The organism is Actinoplanes campanulatus, from assembly GCF_014647795.1.
In the GTDB taxonomy this organism is placed as follows: domain Bacteria; phylum Actinomycetota; class Actinomycetes; order Mycobacteriales; family Micromonosporaceae; genus Actinoplanes; species Actinoplanes campanulatus.
In genome coordinates, this window is sequence record NZ_BMPW01000001.1 from 16,891 (window position 1) to 35,437 (window position 18,547).

20 protein-coding genes are annotated in these 18,547 nt (G+C 71.7%); 7 read left to right on the forward strand and 13 right to left on the reverse strand.

What is annotated here, in order from left to right:
• The first annotated feature begins 11 nt into the window (after nucleotides 1-11).
• On the forward strand, nucleotides 12-158 hold the full coding sequence (locus IEZ13_RS00080; protein WP_183215361.1) for a hypothetical protein: 147 nt from the start codon (nucleotides 12-14) through the stop codon (nucleotides 156-158).
• Here the strand turns inward: IEZ13_RS00080 and IEZ13_RS00085 are convergent.
• Together IEZ13_RS00085 and IEZ13_RS00090 are read right to left on the reverse strand one after the other, a co-directional pair.
• Nucleotides 149-1,171 carry an adenosine deaminase gene (locus tag IEZ13_RS00085; protein WP_183215364.1) on the reverse strand — a complete coding sequence of 341 codons (1,023 nt, stop codon included), beginning with the start codon at nucleotides 1,169-1,171 and terminating at the stop codon, nucleotides 149-151. The genes IEZ13_RS00080 and IEZ13_RS00085 overlap by 10 nt on opposite strands.
• A gap of 12 nt (nucleotides 1,172-1,183) precedes the next feature.
• Nucleotides 1,184-1,924 carry a trans-aconitate 2-methyltransferase gene (locus IEZ13_RS00090; RefSeq protein ID WP_183215366.1) on the reverse strand — a complete coding sequence of 247 codons (741 nt, stop codon included), beginning with the start codon at nucleotides 1,922-1,924 and terminating at the stop codon, nucleotides 1,184-1,186.
• Nucleotides 1,925-1,988: 64 nt separating this feature from the next.
• On the opposite strand from IEZ13_RS00090, the gene IEZ13_RS00095 reads away from it, so the two are divergent.
• Complete coding sequence (locus IEZ13_RS00095; RefSeq protein ID WP_183215368.1) at nucleotides 1,989-2,966, forward strand: aldo/keto reductase; 978 nt, start codon at nucleotides 1,989-1,991, stop codon at nucleotides 2,964-2,966.
• Entirely contained in the window at nucleotides 2,960-3,199 is a 240-nt protein-coding gene (locus IEZ13_RS00100; protein ID WP_183215370.1) for a hypothetical protein, read from the forward strand. The genes IEZ13_RS00095 and IEZ13_RS00100 overlap by 7 nt, the downstream gene beginning before the upstream one ends.
• A 107-nt stretch (nucleotides 3,200-3,306) precedes the next feature.
• On the opposite strand, the gene IEZ13_RS00105 is transcribed toward IEZ13_RS00100, so the two are convergent.
• From IEZ13_RS00105 to IEZ13_RS00140, 8 genes are all read right to left on the reverse strand, one after another.
• Complete coding sequence (locus IEZ13_RS00105) at nucleotides 3,307-3,510, reverse strand: cold-shock protein (protein WP_011905669.1); 204 nt, start codon at nucleotides 3,508-3,510, stop codon at nucleotides 3,307-3,309.
• Nucleotides 3,511-3,863: 353 nt separating this feature from the next.
• Entirely contained in the window at nucleotides 3,864-4,136 is a 273-nt protein-coding gene (locus IEZ13_RS00110; protein WP_183215372.1) for a DUF4235 domain-containing protein, read from the reverse strand.
• Entirely contained in the window at nucleotides 4,136-4,528 is a 393-nt protein-coding gene (locus IEZ13_RS00115; RefSeq protein WP_183215374.1) for a DUF3618 domain-containing protein, read from the reverse strand. Before IEZ13_RS00115 ends, IEZ13_RS00110 begins: the two co-directional genes overlap by 1 nt.
• Complete coding sequence (locus tag IEZ13_RS00120; protein ID WP_183215376.1) at nucleotides 4,525-4,935, reverse strand: phage holin family protein; 411 nt, start codon at nucleotides 4,933-4,935, stop codon at nucleotides 4,525-4,527. The genes IEZ13_RS00115 and IEZ13_RS00120 overlap by 4 nt, the downstream gene beginning before the upstream one ends.
• 92 nt (nucleotides 4,936-5,027) lie before the next feature.
• Nucleotides 5,028-6,197 carry a mechanosensitive ion channel family protein gene (locus tag IEZ13_RS00125; protein WP_372441823.1) on the reverse strand — a complete coding sequence of 390 codons (1,170 nt, stop codon included), beginning with the start codon at nucleotides 6,195-6,197 and terminating at the stop codon, nucleotides 5,028-5,030.
• A gap of 77 nt (nucleotides 6,198-6,274) precedes the next feature.
• Complete coding sequence (locus IEZ13_RS00130) at nucleotides 6,275-7,102, reverse strand: DUF1206 domain-containing protein (protein WP_183215378.1); 828 nt, start codon at nucleotides 7,100-7,102, stop codon at nucleotides 6,275-6,277.
• Between the two features lie 44 nt (nucleotides 7,103-7,146).
• Nucleotides 7,147-7,473 carry a hypothetical protein gene (locus IEZ13_RS00135; RefSeq protein ID WP_183215380.1) on the reverse strand — a complete coding sequence of 109 codons (327 nt, stop codon included), beginning with the start codon at nucleotides 7,471-7,473 and terminating at the stop codon, nucleotides 7,147-7,149.
• Nucleotides 7,474-7,511: 38 nt separating this feature from the next.
• Nucleotides 7,512-9,074 (reverse strand): glycoside hydrolase family 3 protein, encoded by a 1,563-nt coding sequence (locus IEZ13_RS00140; protein WP_183215381.1) that lies wholly within the window; start codon nucleotides 9,072-9,074, stop codon nucleotides 7,512-7,514.
• Nucleotides 9,075-9,192: 118 nt separating this feature from the next.
• Here IEZ13_RS00140 and IEZ13_RS47395 point away from each other — a divergent pair, with 118 nt between their 5' ends.
• The 3 genes from IEZ13_RS47395 (at nucleotide 9,193) to IEZ13_RS00150 (ending at nucleotide 12,735) form a co-directional block, all read left to right on the forward strand.
• Nucleotides 9,193-9,318: a hypothetical protein gene (locus IEZ13_RS47395; protein WP_260178646.1), complete on the forward strand. Its 126-nt coding sequence runs from the start codon at nucleotides 9,193-9,195 to the stop codon at nucleotides 9,316-9,318.
• A 16-nt stretch (nucleotides 9,319-9,334) separates the two neighbouring features.
• Nucleotides 9,335-10,969, forward strand: coding sequence for a RecQ family ATP-dependent DNA helicase (locus IEZ13_RS00145; protein ID WP_183215383.1), 1,635 nt, complete (start codon nucleotides 9,335-9,337; stop codon nucleotides 10,967-10,969).
• Nucleotides 10,970-11,580: 611 nt separating this feature from the next.
• Nucleotides 11,581-12,735, forward strand: a complete 1,155-nt coding sequence (locus IEZ13_RS00150) for an LCP family protein (protein ID WP_229794363.1) — start codon at nucleotides 11,581-11,583, stop codon at nucleotides 12,733-12,735.
• A gap of 38 nt (nucleotides 12,736-12,773) precedes the next feature.
• On the opposite strand, the gene IEZ13_RS00155 is transcribed toward IEZ13_RS00150, so the two are convergent.
• From IEZ13_RS00155 to IEZ13_RS00165, 3 genes are all read right to left on the reverse strand, one after another.
• The gene (locus IEZ13_RS00155) at nucleotides 12,774-13,814 is read right to left on the reverse strand and encodes a LacI family DNA-binding transcriptional regulator (RefSeq protein WP_183215387.1); all 1,041 of its coding nucleotides are present in this window, start codon (nucleotides 13,812-13,814) and stop codon (nucleotides 12,774-12,776) included.
• A 78-nt stretch (nucleotides 13,815-13,892) separates the two neighbouring features.
• Entirely contained in the window at nucleotides 13,893-14,567 is a 675-nt protein-coding gene (locus tag IEZ13_RS00160) for an MBL fold metallo-hydrolase (protein WP_229794364.1), read from the reverse strand.
• 4 nt (nucleotides 14,568-14,571) lie between these two features.
• Nucleotides 14,572-17,145 (reverse strand): ATP-binding protein, encoded by a 2,574-nt coding sequence (locus tag IEZ13_RS00165; RefSeq protein WP_183215389.1) that lies wholly within the window; start codon nucleotides 17,143-17,145, stop codon nucleotides 14,572-14,574.
• A 96-nt stretch (nucleotides 17,146-17,241) separates the two neighbouring features.
• Between IEZ13_RS00165 and IEZ13_RS00170 the strand changes: the two genes are divergently transcribed.
• Nucleotides 17,242-18,297, forward strand: a complete 1,056-nt coding sequence (locus IEZ13_RS00170) for a methyltransferase domain-containing protein (protein WP_183215391.1) — start codon at nucleotides 17,242-17,244, stop codon at nucleotides 18,295-18,297.
• Nucleotides 18,298-18,547 lie beyond the last annotated feature (250 nt).

Below are 18,547 nucleotides of genomic sequence, written 5' to 3' on the forward strand. Positions count from 1 at the left end.
GGGAGAGGCTGATGCCTGATGTGCTGAGCAAGGCGGAGACCGAGCCGGAGGAGGATCCGGCCCGGTTCAACCGGCGGCGGCTGGTTCGCTGGCTGGCGATCCTGACCATCGGCACGCTGACGATGGTCGCCTGCTGGCAGGACCCGCTCTACCCCTGAGCCGCCTGGTAGGCGTCGATCTCGGCGAGCAGGGCGGCCTTCCCGTCGCCGGGCCGGAAGCTGTGCCGGACCGCGGCGCGGGCCAGGTCGGCCACACCGGCGGCGTCCAGGCCGAGCAGCCGGGCGGCGGTGGCGTACTCCTGCTCCAGTGTGGTGCCGAACATGGGCGGGTCGTCCGAGTTCACGCTGACCGGCACGCCGGCCGCCACCAGGGTGGTGATCGGGTGCTGGTCGAGGTCGGCGACCGCCCGGGTGCGCAGGTTGGAGGTCGGGCAGACCTCGAGCGGGATGCCGTTCTCGGCGAGGTGGGCCATCAGACGCTCGTCCTGGGCGGCCGCGATGCCGTGCCCGATCCGTTCGGCGCCGAGCTCGCGCAGCGCGTCCCAGATGGTTTCCGGGCCGGTGGTCTCGCCGGCGTGCGGCACGCTGTGCAGGCCGGCCGCGCGGGCCTGGTCGAAGTACGGCTTGAACTGCGGCCGTGGCACCCCGATCTCCGGGCCGCCCAGCCCGAAGCTGACCAGGCCGTCGGGCCGCTCGTCGAGGGCGACCCGCAGGGTCTCCTCGGCCGCGGGCAGGCCGGCCTCCCCCGGGATGTCGAAGCACCACCGCAGGTCCACTCCGAAGTCCCGGGCGGCGCCGGAGCGGGCGTCCTCGATCGCCTCGCAGAACGCTTTCGCCGGGATGCCCCGCCGCACGCTGGAGTACGGCGTGACGGTCAGTTCCGCGTACCGGACGTTCTGCCGGCCCAGCTCGCGCCCGATCTCGTAGGTGAGCAGCCGGACGTCCTCGTCGTCGCGGATCAGGTCGACCACGCTCAGGTAGATCTCGATGAAGTGCGCGAAGTCCCGGAACTCGAAGTACTCGGCCAGCCGTGCCGGGTCGGCCGGGACCGGAGAGGTGCCCTCGTGGCGGGCGGCCAGCTCGGCGACGATCCGCGGCGACGCCGAGCCGACGTGGTGGACGTGCAGCTCGGCCTTGGGCAGGCCGGCGATGAACGACGTCAGGTCGGTCAAGGAAGGTTCCCCCTAAATAGAAGCCACCACGAAGATACGGCGGAAGGGGAGGGCCACGAGGCCGTGCCGCTCCGGATACGCCTCGATGAGCCGCTCCGAGAATGCGGCCCGGAACGCCGCCCAGCCGGCGTCGTCGAGCGCGGCCCGGACCGGCCGCAACGCGGTGCCCTCCATCCAGCGCAGCACCGGATGCTCCTCCGGGGTGGCCGGCAGCAGGTGCACGTAGGTGGTCTCCCAGGCGTCCACGACGGCGCCCGCGGCGGTCAGCAGCTCGGCGTAGCCCGCCGCGTCGTAGACCGGATCTGATCGGAGCTCGACCGGCGACAGCTCGCGCGCCGCACGGTGGCCCGGGCTGTCGAAGTTGCCCGGCACCTGCATCGCCAGCCAGGCGCCGGACGGCAGCTCGCGCGCCCAGCGGGCGAGCATCTCCGGGTGTCCCGGCACCCACTGCAGGGCGGCGTTGGTGACCACGACGTCGGTGTCCGGATCGGGCCGCCAGTCGCTGATGTCGGCGAGCCGGAACTCGACCGGGCCGGGCTCGGCGGCCGCCTTGGCGATCATCTCGGGTGACGAGTCGAGACCGGTGACCCGGGCGTCCGGCCAGCGTTCGGCGAGCGTACGGGTCAGCTCACCGGGCCCGCAGCCGAGGTCGGCGACGGCACGCGGGCGGTCGGCGCCGATCCGCCCGACGAGGTCGAAGAACGGGCGCGAGCGCTCGGCGCCGAACCGGCGGTAGACAGCGGGATCCCACATACCGACCTCCAAAACCGTACGTACGTCTTGTTTGACGCTAACAGACGAGCGGTAGTGTCACGACGTGGAAAATCGAAGCTTTCGCAAGCTGGGGCGCACGGTCGGCGTGGTCGGCCTCGGCGCCTGGCAGCTCGGAGCCGACTGGGGCCAGGTCAGCGAGGCCGACGCGCACGCGACCCTGCAGGCCGCCGTGGACGCCGGTGTCACCTTCATCGACACCGCGGATGTGTACGGTGACGGCCGCAGCGAGCAGATCATCGGCTCGTTCCTGAAGGACCGCCCGGGCCTGACCGTCTTCACCAAGATGGGCCGCCGCCTGCCGCAGGAGCCGGGCAACTACCACCTGGACAACTTCCGGGCCTGGACCGACCGGTCCCGCGCCAACCTCGGCGTGGACACCCTCGACCTGGTGCAGCTGCACTGCCCGCCGACTCCGGTCTACTCCTCGGACGCGGTGTTCGACGCGCTCGACACCCTGGTCGAGGAGAAGCGCATCGCGGCGTACGGGGTGAGCGTCGAGCGGGTCGAGGAGGCGCTCACCGCGATCGCCCGGCCCGGTGTGGCCAGCGTCCAGATCATCCTCAACGCGTTCCGCCTGAAGCCGCTGGAGCGGGTGCTGCCGGCCGCCGCGGAGGCCGGGGTGGGCATCATCGCCCGGGTCCCGCTGGCCAGCGGGCTGCTCTCCGGGCGCTACGACGAGAGCACCACGTTCGGCGCCGACGACCACCGCAACTACAACCGGCACGGCGAGGCGTTCGACGTCGGCGAGACGTTCTCCGGGGTGGACTTCCGTACCGGGCTGGAGGCGGTGGGCCGACTGCGCCCGCTGGTTCCGGCCGGCGTCACGATGGCGCAATTCGCGCTCCGCTGGATCATCGATCAGCCGGCCGTGACGGTGGTGATCCCGGGCGCCCGCAACCCGGAACAGGCACGGGCGAACGCGGCCGCCGCGGATGTCCCGGCCCTCTCGCCGGAAACCGGAGAAATGATCAACACCGTCTACGATGAGTTGATTCGCCCGCAGGTGCACGACAAATGGTGAACAATGAAACCGAGAGGCCGCGGTTGCGGGGCTGGCTCGCCATGTCCTTGGGCCTGGTCGCGATCGTGCTGGGTGGAGTGTGGACACTCCAGGGGCTGGACGTGCTGCCCTACAGCGCGATGAGCGGCCAGACGGTGTGGGCCGTCGTCGGCGGTGGCCTGATCATGGCCGGGCTTTTGCTGATCGCCGTCGGGATGCGCCGGCGGTCCAGTGCGCAGAAGCCCGTCCGGTAGTGCGGTGACGAAAGAGGCCCCGCAACCTCGATGAGGGTGCGGGGCCACGGTCGGGCCGGCCTCCGCCAGGCGGCCGGCGAGCCGGTCTCACGACCGGCGGATTAGTCTCAGAGCGGGCGAACCTGCTCCGCCTGCGGGCCCTTCTGGCCCTGGGCGATCTCGAACTCCACCCGCTGGTTCTCTTCCAGAGTGCGGTAGCCGCTCGTCTGGATGGCCGAGAAGTGGACGAACACGTCAGCACCCCCGCCGTCGACGGTGATGAAGCCGAAGCCCTTGTCTGCGTTGAACCACTTCACGGTTCCTTGCGCCATGCTGAACTCTCCTTCTGAAAATGCCGGCCCGCCCAACCGCGGCAGCGCGGGGCCGATGACCGTTTTCGAGCAGCGGTACCGCGAGGCGGCCTTTCAGGAGGACGTCCCATCCGCCCGACCTCGTGACATCTACCGACCCACCCGGGATGGGGCCGGCGTCTCGCGGTCAAGCGGAAGCAGCGAACCACGTACGCAAAAACTGGCCACACTGTACCCGAAAATCGGCCGGTAAAGCTCCCCCTCGTAAGAATCCAATAATGGGTGACCGATATGGAAAAGGCCCCCCACTTCTTCCCGTCGAAGCGGGAACGAACCGGGGGGCCGGCAAGACTCCTGTCTATACAGAAGATGATCTAGTCGGGCCAGGTTCCGGTGAGTTTCTCGGTGCCGATCGCGCCGCCACGGTGGACCGCCGCCTTCACCACCGCGAAGATCGCGCCCTGCAACGCGGCGGCCGCGAGGATCTCGCCCCAGCCACGTTCCGGGTCACCGGCATCGGGGGCGTCGTCATCACCGGAGACCAGTTTCCAGGCCTCCTTGAAGAGGAGGCCGGCCAGCGCTCCGGCCGCGACACCCAAAGCCACGTTCACCGGCTTGAGGGCGACCTTCTTCAGCTTTCCCGCCATCAGCGCCTCCCTCGGACGATCAGCACGATACCGGCCATCGCGGCCAATCCGGCGATCGTCAGCACGGCCGGCCAGGGATTGGCGCGCACCCGGGAACCGGCGCGATATGCGAGATCGCGCTTATCGGCCTCCCGGATCCGGACAGCCGTGCCGTTCGCCGCCTCCCGGACCCGGCCGGTCATCATGGCCGCCCGGGATCGCACCCGCTCCTTCGTCTCGGCGACCTGCTCGCGGGCGCGGGCCTTCACGTCCACGCGTGCGGCCAGCGCCTGCACCGTCTCACCGAGGTCGGATCGGGTCTGCCTGATCTCCTCCCGCAGCGCCACCAGATCCGGCTTGGCCGCAGAACCGTTGATTTCACTGCTGGATGATTCGCTCGCAAGCTCGCTCATGCCCGGCTTCGCTCCTTGACCGCGTGTTTCACTTCGTCGACATCGGCCTTGACACTCTCGATCGCGGCCAGGGGTTCCGGCGGGACGGCCCGGTGCATCTGCTTGCGGCCCAGCAGCGCGAGCACACCGGCGACCGCGAAGAGCACCACGGACACGATGAGCGCGGCCGACCAGAGCGGCAGGACCAGGGCCAGTGCGATGATCGAGGTCGCAACCAGGGCGCCCACGCCGTACCCGGCCAGCACGCCCGCGCCGCCGAACAGGCCGGCGCCGATCCCGGCGTGCTTGCCCTTCTCCGCCAGTTCCGCCTTGGCCAGCGCCAGTTCGTCGCGCACCAGGCGGCTGACCTGTTCACTGGCCCTCTGGACCAGTTCCGCGGTGGAGTGCTCGGTGATCGACCGGGTCATCGCGTCCCCCCTTCATCCCGTATGTGAGCGGTGTATGCCCTCGTCCCCGCCCCCTCAATCCTCGCGGTCCGGGGCAACCGGGACCGGCCCTTTCACTCCTTCCGCTCCGAAGCGGCCGGAACCGGCCCGCCGAACACCACCCCGCGGGTGTCGCCGTCCAGCCCACCGCTGAACACCCGGGCCGCGTCGGACGACGGGCCGGGACCGGCATGGCCGCCCACCCGGACCGGCTCGGGCGCCACCGCCTCCACCTCGGCGCGCAACCGCGGCAGCGCGGCCCGCTGGTGCTGCCAGATCCAGCCGACCAGCCGCTCCCGGACCAGGCAGCGCAGGTCCCAGAGCGCGGCCGCGTCGTTGGCGCTGACCAGCGCGCGCAGCCGGACCCGGCCGTCGGTCGCCTCGGTGATCTGGAGTACGCAGACCCGGCCGTCCCACAGTTCGCTGCTCTCGCAGACCCGCTGCAACTCGCCCCGGACCGGCTCGACCGGGGTGGACCAGTCCACGTCGATCTCGGCCGTGCCGAGCACCGCCGACCCGGTACGCGTCCAGTTCTGGAACGGTTTGGTGGTGAAGTACGAGGTAGGCAGGATCAGCCGGCGGTCGTCCCAGACCTGCACCACCACGTAGGTGAGGGTGATCTCCTCGATCCGGCCCCACTCCTGCTCCACCACGACCACGTCGTCGACCCGGATCGCGTCGCTGAACGCCAGTTGCATGCCGGCGAACATGTTGCCCAGGGTGCTCTGCGCGGCCAGCGCCGCCACCACGGTGATCAGCCCGGCGGTACCCAGCACGCTGGCGCCGAGCGCGCGGACGGCCGGGAAGGTCATCAACATGACGCCGGCGGTCAGCACCACGATGCCGGCCACGGTCACCCGGCGCAACATCACCACCTGGGTCTTGATCCGCCGGCGCCTGCGGTTGTCCGGCACGTCGGTACGCCACCGGGCCAGCGTCATGTCCTCCAGCACCAGCAGCATGGCGCCGACCAGCCAGGCGAACCCGGCGATGCAGCACAGCACGAGCGCGTGCATCACCCCGGAGCGACCGGGGAAGTCGCCGGCCCAGATCCGGATCGCCTGCTGCACCGCCAGCAGCGTGACGCTGATCAGGAACGGCCGGTGCAGTTTCCGCGCCAGGTCGGCGGCGAGCGGGGACCTCCGGCCGAGCCGCAGCGTCACCCGGTGGACGGTCTCGACGAACAGGAGCGCCACGGCCGCCGCCCCCACGGCGGCCGGTAGAGCGGTCATCACACTGGTCACTGGTATTCCCTCCACGGACGTGTTGCCTTACCCCCTCCGGGTTCGGGCACACCGGCGGAGACGGATGCCGCAGAGGGTCAGATCTTCCGGTAGCGGGCCTGCGCCACGCAGTAGACGCCGAAGGCCGCGATGCCCACGGCGATCAGGGCCAGCAGCCACACACCCCAGGAGTAGCCGGCCAGCGTCTTGAGCGCCGCGTCCAGGCCACGGGCCTTGTCCGGGTCGTAGTTGACGGCGGCGGTGACGAAGAGGAGACCGGCGATCGCGTACGCCGTGCCCTTGGCCATGTAGCCGGCCACACCGAGGCGGATGATCGGCTGGCGGGTGCCGGCCGGCATCTGCTGGGTGTTGAGGTGCTTCACGAACTTGCGCTTGTAGCCGTAGACAGCCATGCCGGCGCCGACGCCGAGGACCACCAGCCCGGCCAGCGCGACCAGCCAGCGGCCGCCCTCGGCGGACATCAGGCCGGAGGTCTTGCTCTGGTAGCTGTCACCCATCGAGGCGTTCGCGCCCTGCACGATCTTGACGGCCATCCAGGCGAGGTACGCGTACAGGACGGCCCGGACGCCGGAGAGCACCCGCTCGGCCATCGCGGTGCGGTCCCGCGGGCCGCTCTCACCGACGGCCGCTTCGAAGGCCTGCCAGATCGCCATGGCGGCCAGGCCGACGGCGATGACGATCAGCAACGTCTTGCCGAACGACTGCCCGGCGATGGTCTGCAGGGCTCCGGACTGGTCACTGTCCTGACCGGAGCCGCCACCGAAGGCCACCTGCAACGCGATCCACGCGAACAGCAGGTGGATGATGCCGTACCCGATGAAGCCGCCCCGGGCCAGGAACTCCAGGGGCTTGCTCTCGGCGGCTCGTGACGCGGTGTGTTTGACGTTCGAGGCTGTGGAGGACATGCCCCCCAATGTGACCGAGCGCGACGATCGTCAAACGTGATGCGTCAGCGCGACACTTCCACCTGAATCTGGTCCTGCGTCACGCTCGACAGGGTGAAGGTCAGACCGCCGGCCTCGACCGCCTGCTGTCCCTTGGTGAGCTGGATCTGCTCACCGGCGACGTCGAGGGTCACCGTGTTCTCGTCGGCGGAGACGAACTTCGCCTCCACGCCGAGGACGTCGACGCTGGCGTTGTTCTCCCGGGCGATGGTCACGGTGCACTGGTCGAGGCCGCAGCTCACGTCGTCACCGCATCCGGTGAGTAGCGCGAGGCCGAGAGTGGCCGAGGCGAGAGCGGCGGCGATGCGGCGGCGGGGCTGAGAGATCAACACCCTTTCAACGGTACGCGGAACGAGCAACCCCGCCTACGTCAGGCGGCGATCGGCTGGGGTGCCGGGACGTTCAGCCCGGCGATCAGTTCGGCGGCGGCGCGGCCCAGCGCCCGGGTCGCGCCGTGGGTGGCGATGTGGACGCCGCCGGTCACCGCGACCGGGATGCCCATCTCGACGACGATCGCGTCCGGGCGGACCGCCAGCACCCGGCTCAGCGTGCCGGCGATCCACGGGTGCCGGTGCACGTCCCGGACCACCAGCACGAGCGGGCGCCCACCGGCGCCGGCCAGCACCGGGGCCGCCGGGTCGGCCAGCGGCTCCAGGTCGTCGGCGGAGAACCGGATCGACGTGGTGCCGGGCAGCAGTTCGGCGAGCGGCTCGCCGACACCCCACGGCGTCTCGCTGCCGATCGCGATGTTGCGGGCCGGCGCGAACTCGACCACGTGCGGGACTCCGGTCACCGGCAGCTCGGGGCCACCGTCGGCGACGGTCACCCGGACCGCGCGGCGGGCGGCCTCGAACCCGACCGTCGAGCCGAGGACGGCCACCTCGTTGCCGGCCGCGGCGTCCGCGACCGCCCGGGCGCCGGTGGCGGTCTGGACGCGGGTGGTCCAGGAGCCGAGGGCACGGACGCGGTGTACCGCGTCGTGCAGTCGTTCCTCGGGGAGCTCCCCGGACCGCACCGCCGCGACGATCGCGTCCCGCAGCCGGATCGCGATCTGCTCGTCGGCGTGCTCGCCGCCCACGCAGACCGCGTCCGCCCCGGCGGCCAGCGCGCGGACGATGGCGCCCTCCAGCCCGTAGCGGCGGCGGACGCCCTGCATCTCGATGGCGTCGGTGACGATCAGGCCGTCGAAGCCGAACTCCTCGCGCAGCAGGCCGGTCAGGATGCGCGGGCTGAGCGTGGCGGGCAGCTCGGTGTCGTACGCCGGGACCAGCAGGTGCCCGGTCATCACCGCCTTGGCGCCGGCCGCGATCGCCGCCCGGAACGGGACCAGCTCGCAGGCCGCCAGCTCGGCCGCGGTGCGGTCGATGACCGGAAGATCGTGGTGCGAGTCGACGGCGGTGTCACCGTGCCCCGGGAAGTGCTTGGCGCATCCGGCCACCCCGGACTCCTGGAGCCCGCGGACGAAGGCGGCGGTGTGCCGGGCCACCAGGTGCGGTTCGGCGCCGAATGCCCGTACCCCGATGACCGGGTTCTTGGGATTGCTGTTGACGTCGGCGTCCGGGGCGTAGTCGAGGGTGATGCCGGCGTCGGCCAGTTCCCGGCCGAGATCGCGGGCGACCGCCTCGGTGAGATCGGCGTCGTCGATCGCGCCGAGCGCCAGATTGCCGGGCCGGGAGCTGCCGAGCCGCGACTCGAACCGGGTGACGTCACCGGCCTCCTCGTCGATGGCCACGATCACATCCGGGTGCTCGGCACGCAGTTGCGCCGTCAGCGCGGCCACCTGTCCGGGTGACTCCACGTTGCGCGCGAAGAGGGCCACTCCCCCGAGGCCGGCGCCGAGCCACCGGCGGACCCAGTCCGGGGCGGTCGTACCGACGAAACCCGGCTGTAGGACCGCGGCCGCCAACTCCGGCAATTCGCCGTGAATGGACATGAGCCCCCGTACCTCCGATACTTTCGCTCCCCGTCGGGGACCTATGTTCACACCCCCCGCAGACTTTAGTCAACAAACCTTTCTATTTGCTGTGGCTCCCGATCAGTAGGATGTGCACGTGCTCACTACCGTCGCGGCGACCGGTGTCGACTGGTCCGAGGTGCACGCCGTCCGACTCCTCGGCATCGCCCTGGCGGTGCTCTTCCTGCTCTGGGCGATACGCCGCATGTTCGGCGGGAAATAGGGGTATCGGGGCGGCCATGATCCCCGTCTACGGGCCACGCCTGCGCCGCGTCGCCCGCACCCGGTTCGGCTGGCCCCGGCTGCGGCCCGGCCAGTTCAAGCCGATGCGCGCCGTGCTCCGCCGTAGGGACACCCTCGTGGTGCTCCCGACCGGCGCCGGCAAGTCGGCCATCTACCAGATCCCGGCCGTGCTGCTGCCCGGGCCGACCGTGGTGATCTCCCCGCTGCTCGCCCTCCAGCAGGACCAGATCGCCGCCCTCAACGAACGCGACGATCCCGGCATCCGCGCCGTCCGGGTCAGCTCCGCGGAGACGCCGAAGGAGCAGCGCGAGGCCATCGAGGCGATCCGCCGCGGCGAGGCCGAGTTCCTCTTCATCACACCCGAGCAGCTCAGCGACCCCGACCGGCTGGCCGAGGTACGCTCCCTCCGGCCCGGTCTGGTCGCCGTCGACGAGGCGCACTGCATCTCCGCCTGGGGCCACGACTTCCGGCCCGACTACCTGGCACTCGGCGACATGATCGAACAGCTCGGCCGGCCGCCGGTCCTGGCGCTCACCGCCACCGCGTCGCCGCCGGTCCGCGAGGACATCATCACCCGGCTGCACCTGCGCAAACCCGAGATCCACGTGTCCGGACTGGACCGGCGCAACCTGTTCCTCGAGGTCACGTACTGCCCGGACGACGCGTACCGGTGGCGCCGCCTCACCACCCTGCTCGACGAGGAGCAGCGGCCCGGCATCATCTACGTGGCCACCCGGCGGGCCGCCGAGGAACTCGCCGAACGCCTCACCACGTCCGGCTACCCGGCCACCTTCTACCACGGCGGGATGGCCGCCGGCGTCCGCGAACAGCGGCACACCGACTTCTCCGACGACAAGGTCGACATCATGGTGGCGACCTCGGCGTTCGGCATGGGCATCGACAAGCCCAACATCCGCTGGGTCGCGCACGTCGCCCTGCCCGACTCCCCGGACAGCTACTTCCAGGAGATCGGCCGCGCCGGCCGCGACGGCGAACCGGCCCGCGCCCTGCTGCTCTGGCGCTCCGAGGACGAGGCCATCCAGCGCTTCTTCCAGGGCGGCTCCCCCGACCCCGGCGAACTGCGCGACCTGGCCGGCGAACTGCACAAGGGACCGGTCGGCAAGACCGCCCTGCAGAAGGCCACCGGGCTCGGCCCCCGCAAGCTCGGCCAGTACCTCAACCTGCTGGAACAGGTCGGCGCCGTCCGGACCGTCGCGGGACGCAAACTGTCGGTCCCGGCCCGTGCGCCACTCCCGGCCGCGGCGGCCGAGGCCGCATCGGCGGAGTACGAACGTCAGCAAGCGGTCGTCAGGTCCCGGACCGACATGATGCGCGGCTTCGCCCAGTCCCGGCAGTGCCGTACCGAGACGCTGCTGGCCTACTTCGGCGAGGACCTCCGCAAACCGTGCGGCCACTGCGACAACTGCGCCGACGGCATCGCCCAGGAGATCGCCGCCACCGAACCGGAAGGCCCGTTCCCGGTCCACACCCGAGTCCGCCACGACGAGTGGGGCACCGGCATGGTGATGAACTACGAGGAGGACCGGATGATGGTCCTCTTCGACACGGTCGGCTACAAAACCCTCTCCGTCCCGGTCGTGGTCAGTCAGAACCTCCTGACCCCGGCCTAGATTCACCACGACCGGGCGTGCTGCCGCCCCATGCTTTCGGTCCCGCCGGGCGGGTGGTCGCGGTGCTGCCGGCCAGACACGGGGATTGCCCACTCTCGGCCGTTGCGCCGGTCCCGCTGAGTGGGTGGTCGCGCTTGCCCGAGAGCGGGTGGGTGCACACGGCGGCAGCGAGTTCCCCGTGGCGCGACCGCCATCAAGCGCCACCACCCGCCTGGCGGGAGCGGCGTGACGGCCGGGAACACCACCCCGGATAGCACCACCGCAACCACGCACCGGGCGCGGGTGGCGGCACATGCGGAAGTGTCCAACCGATCTCAGCCCGGCGGGTGCGGCAAAGGCTGGAGCGGGCAGCAGAATCGCGCCGACCGGACGGGACAGGGCAGATGAGACGGGAACGAAGACACTCGTACAAGAAAAGGAGCTGGAAGCGAAACGCGGACCTCGACCACAAAGGGTCGCCAAAGGCCCGGATTGGGAGTTCGGGCAGGGCCGGGCGGGAGATCGGGACCCTGGGCGATGCTGGCGATGGGAGCGCTCACGATCGATGACCCCGACGGTTGCGTGTGCGTGCAACCATGCGCGGGTTACCGCAAACGGGGAGGTCGGAACGGGTGGGCAAGTCCAAGAAACGCCGGGCACCGCTGTGGGCACGGATCAGTGTCATCGCCGGGGTTCTGCTGCTGGTGCCGGGCGGCGGGGCGGTGGTGGCCGGGCGGACGCTGCTGTCGGAGTACACCGACCAGGTCACCGACGACAGCCTGCTCGACGACATCGACGCCCCGGCGAAGGCGGCGCCACCGAAGCGTGAGGTGGACATCGACGGGCCGCTCAACCTGCTGCTGGTCGGCATCGACCCGCGGGACGACAAGACGGCGCCGCTCTCCGACTCGATCGTGATCGCGCACATCCCGCGGGACAGGCACAGCGCGTACCTCTTCTCGATGCCCCGGGACCTGATCGTGGACATCCCGGCGTTCAAGGAGTCCGGCACCGGCGCGGACACCACCAAGATCAACGCCGCGATGTCGTACGGCAGCCGTCTCGAGAACGGCGGCTACAGCCCGTCGCAGGGGTTCCAGCTGCTGGCCAAGACGGTGAGCAACCGCACCGGGATCAAGGCGTTCGACGCCGGCGCGATCATCAACTTCGGCGGCTTCAAGAAGATCGTCGAGGCGATGGGCGGCGTCGACATGGTCATCGACATGGACGTCAAGTCCGAGCACCTCAAGCCGGACGGCAGCCCGCGTGACCGCATCTCCGCCTGCCAGGGCCATCACCGCTGCGCGCATCCCTACACCGGACCGCAGAAGTTCTACAAGAAGAGCGACAAGCCGGTGCACCTGAAAGCCTGGGAGGCGCTCGACTACGTCCGGCAGCGTTACAAGTTCAAGGGCGGCCCGGAGATGGGCGACTACGACCGGCAGCGCCACCAGCAGCAGTTCATCCGGGCGATGGCGAAGCAGGCGATGAGCAAGTCCGTGGTCAGCGACCCGGCCAGACTGCTGAAGGTGGTGAAGGCGGGCGGCGAATCGCTGACCTTCTCGGGCGGCGGCCACACCATCGTCGACTGGGCGGTGGAGTTGCAGTCGATCAACGTCGACGACATGGTGACCGTGAAGCTGCCGGGCGGCGGCGTCTACGACGGCCGGGAATACCTGGGCGAGCGATTCGACCCGGAGGTCGACGACTTCTTCAAGGCGGTCACCGAGGACCGGGTCGCGGCCTTCCTGCTCGACCATCCCGGTTTCGTCAACCAGGACCAGTGACCGGCGCCGAGGACCCGACCGTCCGACCTGGACGACGTCTACCTCGACTGATCCGGCGCCGGGCCGGTGGAGTCGCGGACGATCAGCTGGTGGCCGGTGGGGCGGCGGCGCGGGCCGGCGCCGGCTGGTTCGAGGGCCAGTTCGAGCGCCATCCGGCCCATGTCGATCATCGGCAGGCGGACGGTGGTGAGGCTGGGCGCCAGGTCGGCGGCGACCGAGACGTCGTCGAAGCCGACCACCGACATCCGGGTCGGCACACCGATGCCGCGCTCACGCAGCATGGCCAGCACGCCCATGGCCATGGCGTCGTTCAGGGCGATGATCGCCGTGGTGGACGGGTGTTCGGCGAGGATCCGCTCGGTGGCGGTCCGGCCGCCCTCGCGGACGAAGTCGGTGTGCACGACCGGCAGGTCGTCCAGCGACAGCCCGTGTTCGCGCAGCGCCGACGCCACCCCGGCCATCCGGTCGATCACGGTGTTGAGCCCGGGGGCCCCGGCGGCCACGGCGATCCGGCGGTGACCGAGTCCGAGCAGGTGGGCGGTGACGGCGTGGCCACCTGCCTCGTTGTCGGGCAGGACCGCGTCGGCGCCGAGCGCGTGCCGGCCGATGACCGCGACCCGGCCGCCGCCGCGCTGGTATCCGGACAGGACGGCTTCGGCCTCGGCTTCGGCGCGCGGGTCGTCATACCCGGACCCGGCGATGATGATGATTCCGGCGCGCTGGGCGATCAGGTGGCGGATCTGGCGCAGCTCGTGGCCGGGGTCGCGGCCGGAGTGGCAGATCTGCACGAGCAGCCGCTGCTCGTCGGCGAGGCCGATGACGCCGCCGGCGATCTCGGCGAAGTACGGGTCGTCGACCTGGTGCACGATCAGCCCGACCGTGGTGCTGGCGCCGCCGGCCAGGGTGCGGGCGAACGGGTTGGCCACGTACCCCAGTTCGTCGGCGACCTGCCGGACCCGGTTCGCCACCTCCTCGCTGACGCCCTCCCGGCCGGCGAGGGCGCGGGAGGCGGTGGCCAGCGAGACGCCGGCGCGGTGGGCGACGTCGATGAGGCGTAGCCCGGGGCCAGGTTTCGGCACTGCACAACTCCCAAGCTATTGCCGTAGATCAATATCCCAGCATATCGGGTACGGAAGCGCTTGCGTACCTCCCCGGCCCTAACCGGAGACAGCCTTGCGGAACGCTCCCACGGCCCTGCCGGAGACGGCCCGGCCGTGACCGAAGACCGCGTGGTCGAACTCCAGCTCGGCGAGGCGGGCCAGACTCTGACCCGCCCGTGCCGGATCGGCGGTCACCGCACCCGGCGGGCCGGTGACCTGACCGCGACGGCTCGCGGCGGCGTCCCCGGCGAACAGGATGCCGCCCGAGCGGTCCAGCAGGTAGGAGACGTGGCCGCGGGTGTGGCCCGGGGTGTGCAGGGCGGTGAACCCGGGCAGCGGCTCGGAGCCGTCCGCGGTGATCAGCTGGTCGATCTTGGTGGGCTCGACCTTGCCGACCAGGCGCTCGGCCAGCTTCGCGAGACGGCCGGACGGTTCCGCGGGCCGGCTGTGGCCGGTGATCCAGACCGCGTCGGCGGCGTGCGCGATCACCCGGGCGCCGGCCCGTTTCCGCAGGTCGGCCAGGCCGCCGACGTGATCCGCATGGTGGTGGGTGACCAGGATCGTGGTCACCTCGCCCAGCGATCGGTGGATCTTGCGCAGGCCGCGCTCGATCAGCGGCGTGCGGCCGGGCAGCCCGGTGTCGACCAGCACCACCCCGTCGTCGGTGACGACGACGTGCACATTGACATAGACCGAGCGGAGTTCGAAGACCCCGTCCACCACCTCTCGCACCCGATCATTCTTCCAGCAGGCCGATGGCGCGGGCCCGGGACACGGCCTCCCGGCGGGTGTGGACGGTCAGTTTCGCCATGACGGCGGCCACGTGGGCGTCGACGGTACGGACCGAGAGCACCAGCCGCGCCGCGATCTCCGGGTTGCTCAGACCCTCGGCCAGCAGCCGCAGCACCTCGGCCTGGCGGCCGGTCAGTCCCGCCGGATGGTCCCGGGTGGCCGGCTGCGGCCCTCGCGGAATCCGGGAGAAGCCCAGCTCACGCAGCCGGGACCGGACCCGGCGGGCCAACGGTTCGGCGTCCAGGGAGTCGAGGATGCGGACCGCCGACAGCAGGTCCTCCTCCTCGTCGCTGTGGCTCAGGGCGAGCGCCTGGTCGTAGCGGCAGCCGGCCTCCGCCCACCGCCGGGCCGCCTCGTGCGGGCTGCCGTCGACGAGCGGCGCGTACGGATGAGGGACCGTGACCTCCGCGCCCAGCCGGTGCAGCCAGTAGCCGAACGCGCCCAGCCGGCGGCCGCCCTCCGCGGCCAGCACCCGCTGGAAGACCGGCGTCAGCCGGTCGGCGGCGGCCGGGTCACCGCGCAGCCAGGCCGCCTCGGCCATCGCCGCGCCCGCCGGGCCGACCCGCTGCGCCTCCCCGATGCCGCGGGCCACCTCCCACGCCTCCTCGATCGGCGCCTCACCGCCCGCCCGGCCCCGGCGCAACCGCACCAGGCCCCGCACCACCAGCGCGGGGCTGCGCATCACGGCGGGCGCGCCGTCGGCCCAGCGGGCGTGCCGGTCCGCCTCGTCCCACTCGCTCAGCCGGAAGAGGGCCGTCGAAAGGGTGACGTGCAGGTAGCGCAGGAAGCCCAGCACCTCGTGGCGCTCGGCGAACGCCATCCCCTCGTCGAGCAGCTCGCACGCCTCCCGCAGGCGCAGGTCGTCGATCAGGTGCCAGGCCAGGTTGGCGTACGCCCGGCAGGCGTGATCGTCCTCGCCCGCGGTGAGCGCCACGGCCAGGCTCTCGGTCAGCAACCGGTGGCCGCGCGGATCGCCGCGGTCCCAGAGGGCGTAGCCGACGTTGTTCAGCGCGTGCGACAGCACCCCGGCCGCGCCGGTCGCCCGGGCCAGGGCGATCGCCCGCTCCCCCGCCACGACCGCCGGGCCGGTCTGCCCGCCCAGGGCGTGCAGCTGCGACTGGTTGCTCAGTCCGAACGCGAGGGCCGCGTCGTCGCCGGCCCGCTCCAGGACCTCGACGGCCTCGGTGGCGGCCGTCTCGGCGCCCGGGCGGTCGCCGGCGTACCAGTGGACCCGGGAGAGGCGGCGCAGCGCGAGACCCAGCGCGGCCGGGCCGGTCAGGCCGCGGCGCAGCGCCACCGCCTCACGCTGGGCGGTGACGGCCGGTTCGGCCAGGCCCAGGGTGTAGCACTCCTCGGCGTACGCCTCCAGCAGACCGGCCCGCTCCTCCGGCGGGAACGCCGCCCTGTGTTCGAGAACCAGCCGGTAGTGGGCGGCCGCCTCACGGTGCGAACCGGCGGCGGTGGCCTCGGCGGCCGCAGCCGGCGCGTACCGGACGATCCGGTCGGCGTCGCCGGCCTCGGCGGCATGGTGCACCAGCCGGGACAGGTCGGCGTCGCCCCGCTCCAGCAGGGCGGCCAGCACCGCGCGGTTCGCGGCGATCCGCCGGGAGGCGGGCAGCGACGCGGCCACCGCCCGGCGCATCAGCTCGTGCCGGAACGCCACCCGGGACGGGGTGACCGTCAGCATGCCCCGCTGCTCGGCCGGGGCGAGCGCCTCCAGGCCGCCCGGCACGATCGCGTCCACCAGCCAGGACTCCACCGCGGACGGGACCACGGCGAGCAGGGCCAGGGCGTCCCGGCCGGGCCGGTCCAGGGATTGCAGACGGGCGTACACCGCCTCGGTGACCGTGGCCGGGACGCCGTCGGTGTCGCCGGTGCCGAGCACCTCGGTGACGAAGAACGGGTTGCCGGAGGTGACCGCGAAGACCCGGGCCGAGTCGAGCCCCCGGTCACCGACCAGGCTGCGAACCGCTCCGGCGGACAGCCGGGCCAGCGGCAGGCGGCGCATCGGCGTGGTCACGGCCAGCCCGAGCAGGCCGTGCAACGGATGGTCGGCGCCGATCTCCTCGTCCCGGTAGGTGCCGACCATCACCACCGGCAGGGCCGCGATCCGGCGCACCAGGAACCGCAGCACGTCCAGCGTCGCCTCGTCGGCCCAGTGCAGGTCCTCGACGACCAGCACGGTCGGGTGGCCCGGCCAGTCCAGCTCGTTCCGGAACGCCTCGAACACCCGGGTCCGGTCGCCCGAGGACAGCGCCTCGGTGAGCCCCGCGCCGACCTTGCCGACCAGGTCGCGCAGCGGCCCCAGCACCCGTGGGGTGGCCAGGTCGTCGCAGTAGCCGACCAGCAGCCGGCCCTCGGCCGGCAGCACCGACCGGATCGCGTCGACCACGCTCGACTTGCCGATCCCCGCCTCGCCGGTGATCAGGACGACCGAGCCGTGCCCGTCCAGCGCCCGCCGGGCCACCAGGCCCAGCTCGCTCAGCTCGTGATCCCGTTCCAGCAGGGCCCGGCCCATGCCGCGGAGTCTAGGTGCCGGTCTAGGTATCCACGCCCGTCGAGCCAGGTAGCCGACACGGAGTTCCGGCGCCTCGAAGACTTATAGAAACGAAGCATGACAGTCAACGAAGCGAAACTGATGGAATTCGTGCACCGGTTCGTCGGCGACCTGGGCGCCACCATGGCCGCCGGCGGCGTCGTGATCGGCGACCGGCTCGGCCTGTACCGGGCCCTCGCCACCGGCGCGGCGCTGCCGGAGGAACTCGCCGAGCGGACCGGCACCGCTCCCCGCTACGTCGAGGAGTGGCTGCGGGGCCAGGCAGCCGGTGGCTACGTGGAGTTCGACCCGGCGAGCGGGCGTTACTCGCTCACCCCCGAGCAGGCGTTCGCGCTCACCGACCCGGACGGGCCGATCTTCGCGCCCGGGGCCTTCCAGCTGGCGCTCGGAGCACTCAAGGCGGAGCCACGGATCACCGCGGCGTTCCGTACCGGTGACGGGCTGGGCTGGCACCAGCACGACGACGACGTGTTCACCGGCTGCGAACGCTTCTTCCGGCCCGGTTACAGCGCCCACCTGATCGCCGAATGGCTGCCGGCCCTGGACGGGATCGAGGACCGGCTGCGCGGGGGCATCCGGGTCGCCGACGTCGGCTGCGGTCACGGTGCGTCGACGGTGCTGATGGCCCACGCCTACCCGAACTCGGTCTTCACCGGCTCCGACTACCATCACGGCTCGGTCGACCAGGCCCGCAAACGGGCCGCCGACGCCGGTCTGGACGGGCGGGTCAGCTTCGAGGCGGCGGGTGCGCAGGGCTTCGGTGGCGGACCGTACGACCTGGTCACCACGTTCGACGCGCTGCACGACATGGGCGACCCGCTCGGCGCGGCCCGGCACATCCGCGACCAGCTCACCCCGTCCGGCGCCTGGATGATCGTCGAACCGGCCGCCGGCGCCACGGTCGCCGACAACCTCAACCCGGTCGGCCGCGTCTACTACGCCTTCTCGGCGTTCCTCTGCGTGCCGAGCGCCCTCTCCCAGGACGGCGGCTACTCCCTCGGCGCCCAGGCCGGCGAGGAGCCGATCCGCCGCCTGGCCACCGACGCCGGTTTCACCCACTTCCGCCGGGTCGCCGAGACCCCGTTCAACATCGTCTACGAGGCCAAACCCTAAAACCGCCGATATCGTACGGGTCTGAGCGTTCTCGACCGCATCCTTCCCGTCCCGCCGGTTCCGCACGGCCGCGCTGCCACTCCATGCCGCAGCGCGGCCGCCGGGCTGATCCCGGTGGTCACCCTCGCGACCGGTTGCCCACTCCAGCCACCCCCGCGGCTCCCGCCCGTCGAGCCACCCGGCGCTCCAGGACGGGTGGGCGCACACGACGCGGGCTCCGTGTTCCGGCACCGCTGCGATGGAAGCGGCC

Excerpts from the sequence above, each read along its gene's own strand:
- IEZ13_RS00090 (WP_183215366.1), bottom strand. The coding sequence starts at position 1,924 with ATGTGGGATCCCGCTGTCTACCGCCGGTTCGGCGCCGAGCGCTCGCGC.
- IEZ13_RS00145 (WP_183215383.1), top strand. The coding sequence starts at position 9,335 with ATGATCCCCGTCTACGGGCCACGCCTGCGCCGCGTCGCCCGCACCCGG.
- IEZ13_RS00165 (WP_183215389.1), bottom strand. The coding sequence starts at position 17,145 with ATGGGCCGGGCCCTGCTGGAACGGGATCACGAGCTGAGCGAGCTGGGC.
- IEZ13_RS00115 (WP_183215374.1), bottom strand. The coding sequence starts at position 4,528 with ATGAGCGAGCTTGCGAGCGAATCATCCAGCAGTGAAATCAACGGTTCT.
- IEZ13_RS00170 (WP_183215391.1), top strand. The coding sequence starts at position 17,242 with ATGACAGTCAACGAAGCGAAACTGATGGAATTCGTGCACCGGTTCGTC.
- IEZ13_RS00080 (WP_183215361.1), top strand. The coding sequence starts at position 12 with ATGCCTGATGTGCTGAGCAAGGCGGAGACCGAGCCGGAGGAGGATCCG.
- IEZ13_RS00100 (WP_183215370.1), top strand. The coding sequence starts at position 2,960 with ATGGTGAACAATGAAACCGAGAGGCCGCGGTTGCGGGGCTGGCTCGCC.
- IEZ13_RS00105 (WP_011905669.1), bottom strand. The coding sequence starts at position 3,510 with ATGGCGCAAGGAACCGTGAAGTGGTTCAACGCAGACAAGGGCTTCGGC.
- IEZ13_RS00140 (WP_183215381.1), bottom strand. The coding sequence starts at position 9,074 with ATGTCCATTCACGGCGAATTGCCGGAGTTGGCGGCCGCGGTCCTACAG.
- IEZ13_RS00130 (WP_183215378.1), bottom strand. The coding sequence starts at position 7,102 with ATGTCCTCCACAGCCTCGAACGTCAAACACACCGCGTCACGAGCCGCC.
- IEZ13_RS00120 (WP_183215376.1), bottom strand. The coding sequence starts at position 4,935 with ATGACCCGGTCGATCACCGAGCACTCCACCGCGGAACTGGTCCAGAGG.
- IEZ13_RS00110 (WP_183215372.1), bottom strand. The coding sequence starts at position 4,136 with ATGGCGGGAAAGCTGAAGAAGGTCGCCCTCAAGCCGGTGAACGTGGCT.